This is a genomic window from Fibrobacter sp. (assembly GCF_017551775.1).
GTDB lineage: Bacteria > Fibrobacterota > Fibrobacteria > Fibrobacterales > Fibrobacteraceae > Fibrobacter.
Map to the genome: position 1 here is coordinate 1 of NZ_JAFZKX010000065.1, position 13,759 is coordinate 13,759.

Below are 13,759 nucleotides of genomic sequence, written 5' to 3' on the forward strand. Positions count from 1 at the left end.
AAGTGGGGCCTTACGGCTCCACTTTTCGTTTCAAGGAGAGAGAGGGATTCGAACCCTCGGACCTGTGACAGTCTCCGGATTTCGAGACCGGCCCAATCGACCACTCTGGCATCTCTCCAAGGTTCGCATAATTTAGTAAAGTTTTTGCGGTTTGTCTATATCTTTGATTTTCCGCTGTTTATTTCTACATTTGGCCTCAAATTATAGGGCCAAAGGACTTCAGGTTTATAAGCGCGAGTGCGCTTCGGGGCTTTTCTGGGTTCGCTACAAGAACCTTTCGATGGTGCGGCATGGGCCGCAGATGAAGTTTAACGGCCCCGAAGGTGTATTATGAAGCAAGGTACCGAAGAACGTATCCCTGAAGAAAATATCGATCCGAAATCCAAGATTGCGCAGGAGGCGAATGCCTTCTTGAATGCCATCGCTGGTGGCGCCGACGAAGACGAGGCGGACGAAGCCGCGTTCCTCGCGTTGAATCCGAACGGTGTCGTTGTCGATGAAGACGGCGACGTGCTCAGGAAGGGACCGAAGTCCGCTATCGAGATCGGCACGAAGGTCGAGTTCGAAGATGGCGAGGTCGAACAGGACGATGAAGATTACGCGGAATCCAAGAAGGATTGCGCCGAAAGTGCCGCTGCGAAAGTTGCGGAGGCGTTGCCCGAGGAACCCGCTGTAGAAACCGCAGATGAAATTGTGGAACCTGCCGTCGGCGCGTCCGATGATGAGGAACCTGCTGAAGATGCCGGCGATGAGTCGCTTGTTACCTTCGACGACCTGGGGCTTATTCCCGAGGTGCTCGAGGCGGTGAAGAAGGCCGGTTACGAGACTCCGTCCCCGATTCAGGCGAAGGCTATCCCCGCATTGTTGCAGGGAGCGAACCTGCTGGGAACGGCCCAGACGGGTACGGGAAAGACGGCCGCGTTCTCGCTGCCGCTCCTTTCGAGACTGCAGTTCAACGGGCACGAGACGTCGATGCTCGTTCTCACGCCGACGCGTGAACTTGCCATCCAGGTGGCGGAAGCTATCCAGCAGTATGCGGTCAAGATGCCGAAGGTCCACGTGGTTCCGGTTTACGGCGGGCAGGATATCGCCATCCAGATGCGTGCGCTCAAGCGCCAGGCGAACATCATCGTCGCAACTCCGGGCCGCCTTATCGACCACATCAAGCGCGGTTCCATCGTGCTTTCGGGTGTGAAGGCCATCGTGCTCGACGAGGCCGACGAAATGCTCGACATGGGATTCATGGAAGACGTGGAGACCATTCTCAAGGAAATTCCCGCCGATGCCCAGCGCGCTCTTTTCAGTGCGACCATGCCGGCTGACGTGAAGAAGATTATTGAACAGCACCTGGGTGAATACGAAGAGGCGCGCATCGAAGGCAAGACGACGACGGTGGAAAATATTCGTCAGCGCTTCTTGCTGGTGAAAAGCGAACACAAGATCGAGGCGCTTGCCCGCGTGCTCGAAGGTGAAGATTTTGATGGCGTGCTGATTTTTGTGCGCACCAAGCAGAACACCACCGAAGTCGCCGAGAAGTTGGAAAGTCGCGGCTTCAACGTGGCTCCGCTCAACGGTGACCTTGCGCAGTCGATGCGCGAACGCACCATCAACCGTCTCAAGATGGGCAAGCTCGATATTGTCGTCGCCACCGACGTGGCCGCCCGCGGTATCGACGTGGACCGCATCTCGCTCGTGGTGAACTACGACATTCCTTACGATACGGAATCCTACGTGCACCGCATTGGCCGCACGGGTCGTGCGGGCAGGAGCGGTAACGCCATCTTGTTCATCACCCCGCGCGAACGTCGCCTGTTGAAGACGATCGAAAAGGCTACCCGCCAGCCCATCGAGGCGATGGCGATGCCGACTTCTGAACAAATTAGCGAAAAGCGCGTCAGTGCGTTCAAGAACAAGGTGAAGAGCGTCGTGAGCTACGGCGAACTCGACAAGTTCAAGGCTCTTGTCCGAGCGATGGTTGAGGAAGGCTGCAACATGGAAAACGGCGTGGTGCTCGAAGACGGTTCCGTTCGCGAAATGACCGCCGAAGATGTCGCCGCCGCTGTCATCAAGATGTACCAGAAGAAGCAGCCGTTGTTCCCGGAACTCGCTCCGCTCGATACGCCGAAGGAACGCCGTGAAAAGAAGCTCGGGGGGAGGGATTTCCTTGGGCGCGATTCCGAAAGGGCCGCCGGTGAATTCAGCGGCGAAGAAAAGAGCCGCCTGCGTAAGGAACGCAAGGAAGGCAACAACGGGGTCGAGGAAGGGTTCTTGCGCTACTACATGGGCGTCGGCCGCATGGACCGCGTTACCCCGAAGGACATCGTGGGCGCCATCGCTGGCGAAGGCAACATCAGCAGCAGCAACATCGGGCGCATCAAGCTCTTCGACAGGTTCAGTACCGTCGAACTGCCCGAGACGCTCCCGCAAGAAGTTTTGGACATCCTCTCCGGGATGACGATTCGCGGGAACGATTCTCGCTTCCGTTTGATGACCGACGAACCGCCTACCGGCCCGCGTGAAAGTCGTGAAGGCCGCCGCGGGTTCCATCGCGATGGCGACCGTCGTGGGCGCAAGTTCGAAGGCGACCGCCCGTTCGAAAACCGCAGGGCCCGCCGCGAAAAGATGTTCGGCGACCGCAAGTTCGGCAATCGCGAAGACCGCCCGTTCCGCAAGGAACACGACGAACGCGGTTTCGGCGACAAGCCTTTCCGCAAGACCCGCCGTTTCGGACGCGTGTAGTGCTCTTGAAAAAGTGTTATATTAGCCTCGCACAATGAAGCAGATTGTAAAGAAGACAGTTCTCGATAACGGTATCACCATTCTTTCGGACTATATGCCGCATGCCTATTCCGTGGCCATGGGCGTATGGATTCCGCGCGGGAGCCGTCACGAGGCAAAAGACGAATTTGGGCTGAGCCACTTTTACGAACACCTGGTGTTCAAGGGAACCGAAAACCGCACCGCGCTTGAAATTGCTCGTTCCGTCGAGGACAAGGGCGGAAACCTGGAAGCCTATACCACAAGGCAGGAGACCGGGTTCTACGCGCAGATTGAACGCAGCCACCTTCCGCTCGCCGTCGACGTGATCGCGGACATGCTCATGCATCCGCGCATGGACAAGAAGGAGATGGAGAAGGAACGCCGCGTCATCATCGAGGAAATCCACAGCTACGACGACATTCCCGAAGAAATCGTGGGCGACGTGTTCAACGCAATTCACTTCAAGGGTTGCGGCATCGCGCATTCCATTACCGGGAACATCAAGCAGGTAAAGGCCCTCACGCACAAGCAGATGCTCAAGTACAGGGCGCAGGTGACGGACGAAATCCCGCTGCTCGTTTGCGCTTCGGGCAAGGTCAATCATGAAGAGCTCGTGCAACTTTGTGCTGAAAAATTTGCGCAGAAAAAGACTCGCGGCGTATTGCCCGCAGATGCTTACCGGGCGCACAACAGCGTGAAGGTCGTGCAGAAGCAGGACATCGCGCAGTCGAACCTTTTCTGGGGCCTGAGCTTTGACCGCAACTTGATGGACGAGCGCGGACGTTGCGCCCTTTCGCTGTTCAACGTGGCGATGGGTGCGGGCATGGCGAGCCGCCTGTTCCAGAAAATTCGCGAAGACAAGGGACTCGCTTATTCCGTGTATTCCACTGCGGACATCTACTGCGATTGCACCGACTGGGGCGTATCGCTTGCCACCGAACCGCACCAGCTCAAGACGGCGCTCGAGCTTTCGCTGAACGAGACCCGCAACTTTTTGAAACGCGGATTCAACAAGGGTGAATTTGAACGCACCAAGACGAACATCCTGGGCGGCATGTACCTCGGCGCCGACAGCCCCGAGAAGCGCGTTGTCCGCATGGCGGAACAGACCTTGCATCTCGGTGAATTCCACACGATGGAACACTCCGAAAAAATCATCACCTCCATGACAGAGGAAGAAGTCGTCGCGACTACGAACAAGCTGTTCAACGCCGCGAAGTTCTCCGCCGCAGTCATCGAGCCCGCCGGCCGCAAGAAGACCGAACTGGACGTAGACTTTTTCTAAGACATTCCTTTGTCTTCCTGGAGCCGAAGGCGATAGGATCCATAGCAATTGGACCCTATCGGTCGTCCTACGGACTCCCTCCAGGGTGACAATGTAAAAAGCGCCCCGCCTTTTCAAGCGGAGCGCAATTTCTCGCGTAGTGCTAAGTCAGACCTTAGGCAGCCTTCACGACTTCGACGACCTTGGCGAAAGCTTCGGGATCGGCGACGGCGGTATGAGACCGCATGCTCATCATCTAGGGCTCCGAGACCTGCGGTAATTCGCATGCTCTCGCCTCCACGGCTTGTTAATACAAGCCGTTTCAGCTCACATGGCCTTCGCCTCAAACCGCGCAAACAAAAAGCACCCTGCAGGGCAGGGTGCAATTTCTCGCATTTTCGCTAAGTCAGCTAATTAAGCAGCCTTCACGACTTCGACGACCTTGGCGAAAGCTTCAGGATCGGCGACGGCCATATCAGCAAGAACCTTGCGGTTCATCTGGATACCAGCCTTGGAAAGCTTGTAAATGAACTGGCTGTAGCTGATGCCGTATTCACGGACAGCGGCATTGAGACGGACAATCCACAGAGAGCGGAAAGCGCCTTTCTTGTCGCGGCGGTGAGCGTAGGCATACTGACCAGCATGGGCGACTGCGTCGATGGCAAGGCGAAGGTTCGACTTGCGACGGCCGTAGAAGCCCTTGGCGGCCTTGAGGATTTTTTTGCGGCGTTCGCGGGAAGGAACTCTGGTTTTAGCGCGTGGCATTCTTACTCTCCTTATGCTACTACAAGCAGACGCTTGACGTGATAGGTATCGACCTTCTTGACGAGAGCGCCCTTACGCAGGTTACGCTTACGCTTGGTGGTCATCTTGGCTTGAATGTGGCGCATACCAGCGCGCTTGAACTTGACGTGGCCGGAACCCGTCACGCGGAAGCGCTTCTTAGCACCGCTGTGTGTTTTCATTTTAGGCATTTTTACCTCGTTAGGTTAATGTTAAGCCTCACCTGCTGCCTCTGGCTCGGTTGCGGGCTTCGGTGCCTGGTCCTGCTTTTTGGCGGAACCAGCACCACGTTTAGGACCGTAGATAGAAAGCATAGTGTTGCCTTCCACCCGCGAATCCATTTCCAAATCGCCGAATGGGGCCAGGTCTTCCTTGGCGCGTTCCATCAGGCGCTTGCCGTAGTCCATGTGCGCCATTTCGCGCCCACGGAACTGCATGATAAGCTTCACCTTCATACCGTCCTGCAAGAACTCGCCAGCCTGCTTGATCCTGTACTGGTAGTCGTTCTCCGCAGTCTTCGGGTGCATCTTGATTTCCTTCAGCTTCACCACGTGCTGCTTGGCCTTGGCTGCCTTCGCCTTCTTCACCTGCTCGAACTTGTACTTGCCGTAGTTGATGATGCGGCATACGGGCGGCTTGGCGTTCGGGGAGACTTCCACCAGGTCCAGTCCGGCGTCCTTCGCCATCTGCAGCGCCTTGCTCGTCTCGATGATGACGGCTTCTCCATTTTCCTTCACGAGTCTAATCGGGGAAATGTGGATGTCTTCGTTTGTGCGTGTCCCATCGCTGGGACGGTTGGGCATGCGGCGATCGCGCGGATTGGGGAACAAGTATGACCTCTGTATGAATGTTAAACGTGAGGAAAATTTAGTAAGTTTTAAAAAATTTTCCAATAGTTTTCGGCGAACCCCTTTAAAAATGGACGTTTTTTAGTAAATTTGGACACATGCGGCGGTAGCTCAATGGTAGAGCCTTAGCCTTCCAAGCTAATGGTTGCCGGTTCGATCCCGGTCCGCCGCTCTTGGACCTCCCTTTGGGGAGGTCCTTTTTTTGCGCCCACCCCTCGTTTGAGGGGTCTTTTTTGTGCACTATTTACCTTTAAGAATTTTCAGCACGCCTCTATTATGAGGCGTATTTAATTCTACGGGTTCTCCAACACCGTCTCGATTATCATTCTCAAACATTACAGCTCTGGGAGTTCTCTTTTCAGAACTAACGACACAGGAGCATCTTTGATGCTTTTTCACTTCTTCTTGAGGAGGCATTTTAAGCCCCACCGCATCATACATGTCTTGAGATAATTTCGTCAAATCCCCGAAGTTCGCGCCAACTTCACCCGACACCGCAAAGGAAAAATACGAGATGCCCGCATTCTTTGCCATCTGCACCAAAGGCTTATAGGAACGGATTTTGCGGAGAAAAGCTTCCCTATCTTGTTCAGACTCCACAACAATTAAGACATCATTTGAGTCATGGCGGTCTTCTGCAGTTTTGCGGAGTTGAATCAGGTTCCACGCCACTTCATCAAGAGCAGATAGCGGAGCGACAACGCCGTCTTTTCCACGATACTTAAAACTTTTTCTCGACGGAGGATTCTTTCCGCCTTCGCCGCTGCCCACGGCTTTGTACATCTGGCCGTCCTCATCAACGATTACATGGTCAAGCGTGCCATTCTTTTCGGAATACAGCGCCCACATAATGCGGCCCGGGTCATCTTCGCTTTCGCGATGGAGCGTTACATAACGGGTTCCATATTGCCCGGATTGTGTCGTGTAGAAAATGTTGGGAGTGAATCCGCCCTTAGCGCCAATGACCATAAAGTCTTTCGAAAAAAGCACCGACAAGTCAAGGGTATGGCAGTCTGCCCACGAGAGCACCGAACATACCGAAGCCAAAAACAAAATCCAAAATTTCATAACTCGTCCTCCATCAACATCCGATACCAAACGAAATTTTCTGTATTCAATATACAAACAGCGAAAAAGAGCCTTTCTGAAGAAAAAGCGAACTTTATGCATTTTACGCATTATGCCGATGTTTGGTACATGTATAGTACAGACAAGAAATCCGGCCGCAGCGTCCGTTGCGTTATGGACTAGTATTTTTTAGTGTTTTTTTGGTGTTTTTCGTCACCGATGTGGAGTCTATATAATTGTTTACACGCATTTTAGCGACACATAATTTAGATTTCGGGGTATGAAGAAGAACCCTTTTATCAAGAAATTCCCCGTCATGGCCCTTCTCGGGTCCGTGGCTTTCTCTGTACCCTCTTTTGCTGAGAACGTTTTCTATTACAACGAGGCGGGTTACGACTCCGACAAGCCGATTTCCATCGTGGTCAGGAGCACCGACAACCTCGAAGGGGTCAAGTGGACCCTCTGGTTCGACCCGGATGGCGGCCAGACCGGCGCGTCCGTGGCGACGGGCACTTTCGGTGCGGGCGTAAATCCGGACAACTGGACGAACAACGGCAAGTATTACACCATCAACCTGGCAGAAAAGCCCTCGCAATCGGGCAATTTCCATGTGGAGGTGGCTGCGGGCAGCCCGTCCGGTTCTGGAAAGTTCTTTATTGGCGAGAAGGCGCTTGCGCAAAAGACGCTTTCGATGGTCATGAACTACTTCTATGATGATCGCGCGACAAACCAGACGATTGTGGAACAGGACAAGAAGGTTCCCGTTTACGGAAGCGGCGCCACGCGTGATGTTCACGGCGGCTGGTACGACGCGAGCGGCGACGTGAGCAAGTACCTCAGTCATCTTTCTTATGCGAACTACCTGAACCCGCAGCAGATTCCGCTGACGGTGTGGTCGCTCGCCTTTGCGGCGGAACACATTCCGCAACTGCTCGGCCAGACGAGCACCAAGGCGAAGACTGCGGACGAAGCCGCTTTCGGTGCGGACTTCCTGGTGCGCATGCTCGATGACCAGGGATTCTTCTACATGACGGTTTTCGACAAGTGGGGTAACCCGCTGGACAAGCGCGAACTCTGTGCGTTCAAGGGCTCCGACGGCATAAAGAGTGCTGACTACCAGACAGCATTCCGCGAAGGCGGCGGTATGGCGATTGCTGGCCTTGCCCGCGTGGCGCATCTTGAAGGGATGAACATTGCAGCCAAGGGCGACTACACTACGGCGCAGTACCTCGATGCGGCAAAGAAGGCTTACGAACACCTGACCTCGAAGCAGAGCATTGGCGGCAATTGCGCCTACTGCGACGACGGCAAGGAAAATATCATCGACGATTACACGGCTCTCCTCGCGGCGACGGAACTCTATATAGCGACGGGCAAGAGCCAGTACCTGACGGATGCGCAGGCCCGTGCGGAGCACCTTGCCGGTCGCCTGAGCGATGACGGATATTTCTGGAGCGACGACGCGAAGACGCGCCCGTTCTGGCATGCGAGCGATGCGGGCCTCCCGCTGATGGCCCTGGTGCGTTACCTGGAAGCGGAAGCCATGATTGATTACGAACCGTGCCCGCCGGATGTGGAATGCGAGATTCCCGGCGCGGACATCATGAGGGCCGCGAAGGCTGCCATCGAAAAGCACCTGAAATGGCTTGTCTCCATTACGAACAAGGTAGAAAACCCGTTCGGTTATGCACGCCAGACTTACAAGACGAACAATGCCATCAAGGACGGTTTCTTTATTCCGCATGACAACGAGAGTGGTTACTGGTGGCAGGGCGAAGATGCGCGAATTGCAAGCCTTGCCGCGGCTGCGGTGTATGCGGCAAACGCCCTCGAGTCGCTTGATGACGGCGTGAACAAATACGCTGCCGACCAGCTCGACTGGATTCTGGGCAAGAACCCTTACGCAACTTGCATGATGTACGGTATCGGCAAGAAGAATCCCAATATTTATGACGGCCAGTCGAATTACGATGCGACGCTCAAGGGCGGTATCGCGAACGGCATTACCGGCAAGAACAACGACGGTTCGGGAATTGCCTGGACTGATGACGGTGTCGCCGCGGTGGGTTTTGACGCTTTGAAGGAATCGTGGCAGGTGTGGCGCTGGGATGAACAGTGGCTCCCGCATACCACGTGGTTCATGAACGCGCTTGTCGCCCGTTACGACGAGAACAAGCCGTTTATCGCAGTTCCGGAAAAGGTCTCTGTTCCGAAGGTGAATGTCGTTGCCGCAGGGCTTGACGTGCGCCTTTCCGGCCGTATGCTCACGGTGAACGCTGCGGGTGCAAATTCTGCGGGCGTTGCAATCGTTGGCCTTGACGGTGCGAAGGTTGCTTCGGGCTCGCTCACTGCTGGCCATGCAACTGTAGACCTGAGCCGCGTCAAGAGCGGCGCATACCTGGTCAAGGTTGACGGCTTTGGCGCGAAGAAGGTGCTTGTCCGTTAGTTGAACGTTCGATAGGGAGTGTTTAATGGGAGGTAAATTTCGTTTGACGGCCGGGGCTGTCGCCCTGTGCGCGTTGTTGCCTGCGGCGGTGTTCGCATCTCCGCTCGATCCCAGCGAAAGGCGGGTCGTCATCAATGACGGCGATTCGCTTACGCTCCAGGATTTGGGTGACGAATATTACAGCGTTACGCGTACAGAAGATGGTTACCTCGTGGTGACCGATGAAAATAAAGTTTTCTACTACGCCGACGAAAACGGCGAACCCTCAAAATTCAAGGCGAGGAATGCGCATCGGCGTAGCCCTGCGGAAAAAGCCTTCTTGAACGGCCTCGACCGGGAAAAGTCTTTCAAGGCGCACAGGCAGAAAACGCCGAATCGCTTTGAAGGTTCTTATGTGGAACGCAAGGCGATGCGTGCCGCCTGGGTGCCGACTGCTCTGCCTGCATCGCACCATTCCCGCGGACATTTGCGCTTCCCTATCATCCTTGTGGCGGGGGAGGCTGACGGCAGGGAAAATCTCGATTCTGCGGGCATGTACGCACGCTTGAGTGCCGAAAACTACAACGAAGATAATTATCTGGGGTCTGTCAGGGATTATTTCTATGACCAGTCATCTGGCGTGTTTGTTCCGACCTTCGACATATTTTTGGTGAGCGAGAGCGAACCTTTCGAGGGCTATATCGGGAACGAGGCGCTCCTCATGAAACGAGCCGTTTTATCGATGTTGGAAAAATATCCTTCGTTCGATGGTTCCTTGTATGATGGGGACAACGATGGCGAAATTGATGCGTTCGGCGTGTTGTATGCGGGAGGCCGCTACAAGAGCGGGAGTAGCCACTTGGGCGGGTTCCAGACTACGATGAAAAAATACAAGTCGACGGTTGAGACTGCGGACGGGTTTGTATTCAATACCTGTTTCATTATCGACCAGGGCTCCACTCATGTTGTGCAGTTGATTCATGAGTTCAGCCATACGATGGGCCTTAAGGATCATTACTGTGTATGGTCGAGCGACTGTAGCGCCAATTACTCCAGCAGCCCTTACCAAGCTCCCGGGGTGCATGCATGGGATGTGATGGCGACGGGCATGTATAATGGCAGTTCTCGAAAGCCGCCTAACTACAGCGCGTTCGAGCGAAACTTCATGGGATGGCTGAATTATACCGTACTTGAGAAGGATTCCTTGGTGAAGGCGCTCCCGCCGCTTGGCACGAACAACTTCGCCTACTCCGTGAGCGCGAACGAAAAGGAGTGGTATGTATTCGAGAACCGCCAGCTGGTCAAGTGGGATTCGGGGCTTCCGAATCACGGGATGCTTGTATGGCATATCGAGTACAATTCCCGCTTGTGGAATGGCGATGCCCTCAACGATTCGGTGGCACACCAGTATGTTGATGTTGTTGAGGCCGGGGACGTGAAGGTGGTTTCGCAGTCGAAAGGGTATGACAGCAATGGTGGAAAAGCCTATCAGAAGGACGACCCGTTCCCGGGAAGTCAGAATGTGACGAAACTTTCGCCGGTCCTTTCGCATGCGGGTGATACGGTGCTTGCGGGCCTGTTCAACATTCTGGAACCGGATACGAACGTGTGCTTTGTGCTGAATCGGGACATCCCTGTGAATGGATGTGAATATGTCCCTGTTTCGTCGAGCAGTGAGGAATCGAGTTCCAGTGTGGAGCCGGAATCGAGCAGTTCGTCTGTAAAATCGTCGAGCAGTTCCAAGCTGAAATCGAGCTCTTCTGAAGCGCTGTCGAGTTCCGCGAAGTCCTCGTCCAGTTCGAAGGCGGTCTTGTCGAGTTCTTCCGAAGCGCGGTCCAGTTCCTCGACGGCTATCGCGTGGCAAGGAATTCCGGCTGACGCTGGTTTCCGCGTCTCGTTGTCCGGCCGCATGCTGGAAATCATCGCTCCCGTATCGGGCGTGAAGGTTGTCCGCATCTTCGACATGCAGGGCAATGCGCTTGCTTCTGTCTCGTTTGCCGGTGCTTCGTACCGCTTTGACATCGGGGCCGGTGCCCGCGGAATGCCGCTTGTGGTGCGTCTGGAATCGGGCAATCGTGCGAAGAACTTCATTGTCCGCTGATTTGCCGGTGGGCTCCCGCCCGAAAAATGTGTAAATTTAGGGTATGAGTTTTTTACCGAAATTTTTTGAAAAGCGTATCGCGGTTGCCGCCGCGGTGCTTTCTTTTTGTGCGTTTTCCCATGCCGAAGTGAAACTGGATGTCCACAAGGAAGTCCTGCCGAACGGGCTTACCGTTTTGCTGCACCCGAACAAGCAGGCTCCCACGGTGAGCTGCCGCCTGTTTTACGTGACGGGTTCCGTGCACGAGGTCCCGGGCAAGTCTGGTCTGGCGCATATTCTGGAACATGAACTTTTCAAGGGCACCAACAAGGTGGGCGTTACCGACAGTGTCGCCGACGCCGCGTTCATGGTGCGCGAAGACAGCCTTCAGGCGCTTATCCGCCCGGCGAAACTCGCTGGCGATTCTGCGACCGTGAAAAAGCTGACCGCCGAACACGATTCCCTTTTGAACGAACAGCGCAAGCTCTTCGTGAAAGATGAACTCTGGGGCGCATACCAGTCCGTTGGCGGTACTGGCCTCAACGCGTTCACGACCGACTTGATGACGGCCTACATCGTGACGCTCCCGAAAGACAAGATTGAACTCTTTATGTGGCTCGAATCCGACCGCATGCAGAATGCGGTGTTGCGCGAGTTCTATTCCGAGCGCGACGTGGTGCGCGAAGAACGCCGCATGCGTTACGACGACAAGCCCACGGGCCGCTTCTTCGAGACGCTCAACTCCCTCATCTACGAGGCGTTCCCGTACCGCGTGCCGACTATCGGATGGCCTTCCGACATCATGAACTTGACCCGCGAGATGGCCGACGAGCATTACCGCAAGTACTACAAGCCCCGCAACGCCATCCTCGTGCTGGCGGGCGACCTGGATACAACTTCCACGATGGAGATGGTGAAGAAGTATTTCGGAAAAATTCCGGCGGGGGAGGCATTCCCCCCGCTTACAATCCGCGACCCGGAACAGGTAGGGGAAAAGCGCTTCAAGCAAGTACGCGCAGATGCCCCGAACTTGTACGTGTTGGTGTTCAAGACGCCCGAGGTGGGCGATTCCTCGCTGTATGCGCTTGACATTGCCGAAGGTGTACTGAACGGGCGTTCGGGCAGGCTCTACAAGCGCCTGGTGGAACAGGAAAAGCTTGCCGTGAGCGTGAGTGCGGGCAACAGCCCCAACAAGTATGTCTCGGAATTCTCGGTGCGCGTGAGCATGAGGCTCGATGCCGACGCCGATAATGTCGAAAAGATTGTCTGGGAAGAACTCGAGAAACTCAAGAACGAACCCGTGAGCGAACACGATTTCCAGAAGGTGAAGAACCACGCCTATGCGGGCTTGGTGCGCAGCTTTACCGATATGGAAAACGTCGCGACGATGCTTGCCTGGTACGAAATGTTCGGCGACTACCACATATTCCTGAGGTGGGCCGACATGCTCGACAAGGTGACGGCGGACGACGTGCAGAAAGTCGCCAAGCAAACGTTTGTGCGTGAAAAGAGCGTGTCGGGATTGCTGTTGAAGAGCGACAAGCAGACCTCTGCGAAAAAGTGAGTATATTTACCAAAAAGGCAGGTACGCAATGTCTATTGGAATTCCCGAAATAATCCTCATCGTGGTGGTCGTCTTGCTCCTGTTCGGGGCTAAGCGAATTCCCGAATTGGCCCGTTCGCTTGGTCGTGCCCAGAACGAGTACAAGAAGGCGAAGGACGCGCTGAAGGAAGAAGCCGAAGATCTCCAGAAGACGGTCGAAAAAGCCGCCGAAACCGAAGAGAAGTAATTTTCAATCGGTCTTAGCCCTTTGACAATGTCGCCAGAAAACGGACAGGAGTCTACGCTGGTGTCGCACCTCGAAGCTCTGCGACATGCTCTCATACGTTCGTTTGTCGCTCTGGGAATCGGCATCGTCCCGCTGTTCCTGCTTTCGCCCTATATACTGGACTGGTTCTGCGAGCAGATCGCGGTGCAGGCGGGCCTGACCCTCCATTATTTTTCCCCGATGGAAGTCTTTTTGCTGCAAGTGAAGATTGCGGCTCTTTTGGATTGCGTGTTGTTTTCGCCTTATATCGCATGGAATATCTGGCAGTTCGTGCTGCCCGCGCTCTACGATAATGAAAGAAAGTTCATCCGTTCGATTGCGGCCCTGACCAGTTTATTGTTTATCGCGGGTGTGGCGTTCTGCCTGGTTGTCTGCTTCCCGCTGGTCGTCAAGTTCGGCATGAGTTTTGCGAACGGCATGCTGGAACCCGTCTTCGGGATTTCGAACCTGGTGTCGCTCGCCATCTGGCTTTCTTTGGCGTTCGGTTGCATGTTCCAGTTCCCGCTGGTGACATACGCGCTTATACGTGCGGGCATCGTGAGCTACGGAACGGTCTGCGACAAGCGCCCCTACGTGGTGGTCGCAATTTTGCTGGTAGCGGCACTCCTTACGCCGCCCGATATCGTGAGCCAGATATTGCTTGGCGCCCCGACGTACCTGCTGTTCGAGGCGGGGCTGTTGGCGGCTAGGCGCTACAAGTAA

General features: G+C 55.0%; 11 protein-coding genes and 2 tRNA genes. 8 read left to right on the forward strand and 5 right to left on the reverse strand.

Translation table 11 applies throughout. The features are described 5' to 3' along the window. Window positions 1–33 precede the first annotated feature (33 nt). Window positions 34–118 (reverse strand) — tRNA-Ser (locus IK012_RS07345). Between the two features lie 212 nt (window positions 119–330). Between IK012_RS07345 and IK012_RS07350 the strand changes: the two genes are divergently transcribed. Both IK012_RS07350 and IK012_RS07355 read left to right on the forward strand, forming a co-directional pair. After that, the gene (locus IK012_RS07350; protein WP_290952544.1) at window positions 331–2,739 is read left to right on the forward strand and encodes a DEAD/DEAH box helicase; all 2,409 of its coding nucleotides are present in this window, start codon (window positions 331–333) and stop codon (window positions 2,737–2,739) included. 34 nt (window positions 2,740–2,773) lie between these two features. Beyond that, a complete protein-coding gene (locus IK012_RS07355) occupies window positions 2,774–4,045 on the forward strand; it encodes a pitrilysin family protein (RefSeq protein ID WP_290952546.1) in 1,272 nt (423 codons plus the stop codon). A gap of 393 nt (window positions 4,046–4,438) precedes the next feature. Here the strand turns inward: IK012_RS07355 and rplT are convergent, their stop codons facing one another. Genes rplT through infC form a run of 3 tightly spaced genes read right to left on the reverse strand, consistent with a single transcriptional unit; the run spans window position 4,439 to window position 5,637 of the window. Next, the gene (gene rplT, locus IK012_RS07360; RefSeq protein ID WP_290952549.1) at window positions 4,439–4,789 is read right to left on the reverse strand and encodes a 50S ribosomal protein L20; all 351 of its coding nucleotides are present in this window, start codon (window positions 4,787–4,789) and stop codon (window positions 4,439–4,441) included. An 11-nt stretch (window positions 4,790–4,800) separates the two neighbouring features. After that, the gene (gene rpmI / locus IK012_RS07365; protein WP_072812865.1) at window positions 4,801–4,998 is read right to left on the reverse strand and encodes a 50S ribosomal protein L35; all 198 of its coding nucleotides are present in this window, start codon (window positions 4,996–4,998) and stop codon (window positions 4,801–4,803) included. A 21-nt stretch (window positions 4,999–5,019) separates the two neighbouring features. Further along, on the reverse strand, window positions 5,020–5,637 hold the full coding sequence (gene infC / locus IK012_RS07370) for a translation initiation factor IF-3 (protein WP_290952551.1): 618 nt from the start codon (window positions 5,635–5,637) through the stop codon (window positions 5,020–5,022). Between the two features lie 118 nt (window positions 5,638–5,755). On the opposite strand from infC, the gene IK012_RS07375 reads away from it, so the two are divergent. Further along, window positions 5,756–5,827: transfer RNA gene (locus IK012_RS07375), tRNA-Gly, on the forward strand. A gap of 68 nt (window positions 5,828–5,895) precedes the next feature. Here IK012_RS07375 and IK012_RS07380 read toward each other — a convergent pair. After that, a complete protein-coding gene (locus IK012_RS07380) occupies window positions 5,896–6,723 on the reverse strand; it encodes a hypothetical protein (protein WP_290952555.1) in 828 nt (275 codons plus the stop codon). 280 nt (window positions 6,724–7,003) lie between these two features. Between IK012_RS07380 and IK012_RS07385 the strand changes: the two genes are divergently transcribed. From IK012_RS07385 to tatC, 5 genes are read left to right on the forward strand one after another with little or no spacing between them, the layout of a single operon-like run. Further along, window positions 7,004–9,169, forward strand: coding sequence for a glycoside hydrolase family 9 protein (locus IK012_RS07385; protein ID WP_290952558.1), 2,166 nt, complete (start codon window positions 7,004–7,006; stop codon window positions 9,167–9,169). A gap of 25 nt (window positions 9,170–9,194) precedes the next feature. Then, window positions 9,195–11,249, forward strand: a complete 2,055-nt coding sequence (locus IK012_RS07390; RefSeq protein ID WP_290952561.1) for a hypothetical protein — start codon at window positions 9,195–9,197, stop codon at window positions 11,247–11,249. Window positions 11,250–11,292: 43 nt separating this feature from the next. After that, window positions 11,293–12,792: a pitrilysin family protein gene (locus IK012_RS07395; protein ID WP_290952563.1), complete on the forward strand. Its 1,500-nt coding sequence runs from the start codon at window positions 11,293–11,295 to the stop codon at window positions 12,790–12,792. A 28-nt stretch (window positions 12,793–12,820) separates the two neighbouring features. Beyond that, window positions 12,821–13,018: a twin-arginine translocase TatA/TatE family subunit gene (gene tatA / locus IK012_RS07400; protein WP_173379050.1), complete on the forward strand. Its 198-nt coding sequence runs from the start codon at window positions 12,821–12,823 to the stop codon at window positions 13,016–13,018. 27 nt (window positions 13,019–13,045) lie between these two features. After that, entirely contained in the window at window positions 13,046–13,759 is a 714-nt protein-coding gene (gene tatC / locus IK012_RS07405; protein ID WP_290952567.1) for a twin-arginine translocase subunit TatC, read from the forward strand.

Bases quoted from the DNA above. Each gene is read 5' to 3' on its own strand.
- IK012_RS07350 (WP_290952544.1), top strand. From the start codon at position 331: ATGAAGCAAGGTACCGAAGAACGTATCCCTGAAGAAAATATCGATCCG.
- IK012_RS07355 (WP_290952546.1), top strand. From the start codon at position 2,774: ATGAAGCAGATTGTAAAGAAGACAGTTCTCGATAACGGTATCACCATT.
- rplT (WP_290952549.1), bottom strand. From the start codon at position 4,789: ATGCCACGCGCTAAAACCAGAGTTCCTTCCCGCGAACGCCGCAAAAAA.
- rpmI (WP_072812865.1), bottom strand. From the start codon at position 4,998: ATGCCTAAAATGAAAACACACAGCGGTGCTAAGAAGCGCTTCCGCGTG.
- IK012_RS07380 (WP_290952555.1), bottom strand. From the start codon at position 6,723: ATGAAATTTTGGATTTTGTTTTTGGCTTCGGTATGTTCGGTGCTCTCG.
- IK012_RS07385 (WP_290952558.1), top strand. From the start codon at position 7,004: ATGAAGAAGAACCCTTTTATCAAGAAATTCCCCGTCATGGCCCTTCTC.
- IK012_RS07390 (WP_290952561.1), top strand. From the start codon at position 9,195: ATGGGAGGTAAATTTCGTTTGACGGCCGGGGCTGTCGCCCTGTGCGCG.
- IK012_RS07395 (WP_290952563.1), top strand. From the start codon at position 11,293: ATGAGTTTTTTACCGAAATTTTTTGAAAAGCGTATCGCGGTTGCCGCC.
- tatA (WP_173379050.1), top strand. From the start codon at position 12,821: ATGTCTATTGGAATTCCCGAAATAATCCTCATCGTGGTGGTCGTCTTG.
- tatC (WP_290952567.1), top strand. From the start codon at position 13,046: ATGTCGCCAGAAAACGGACAGGAGTCTACGCTGGTGTCGCACCTCGAA.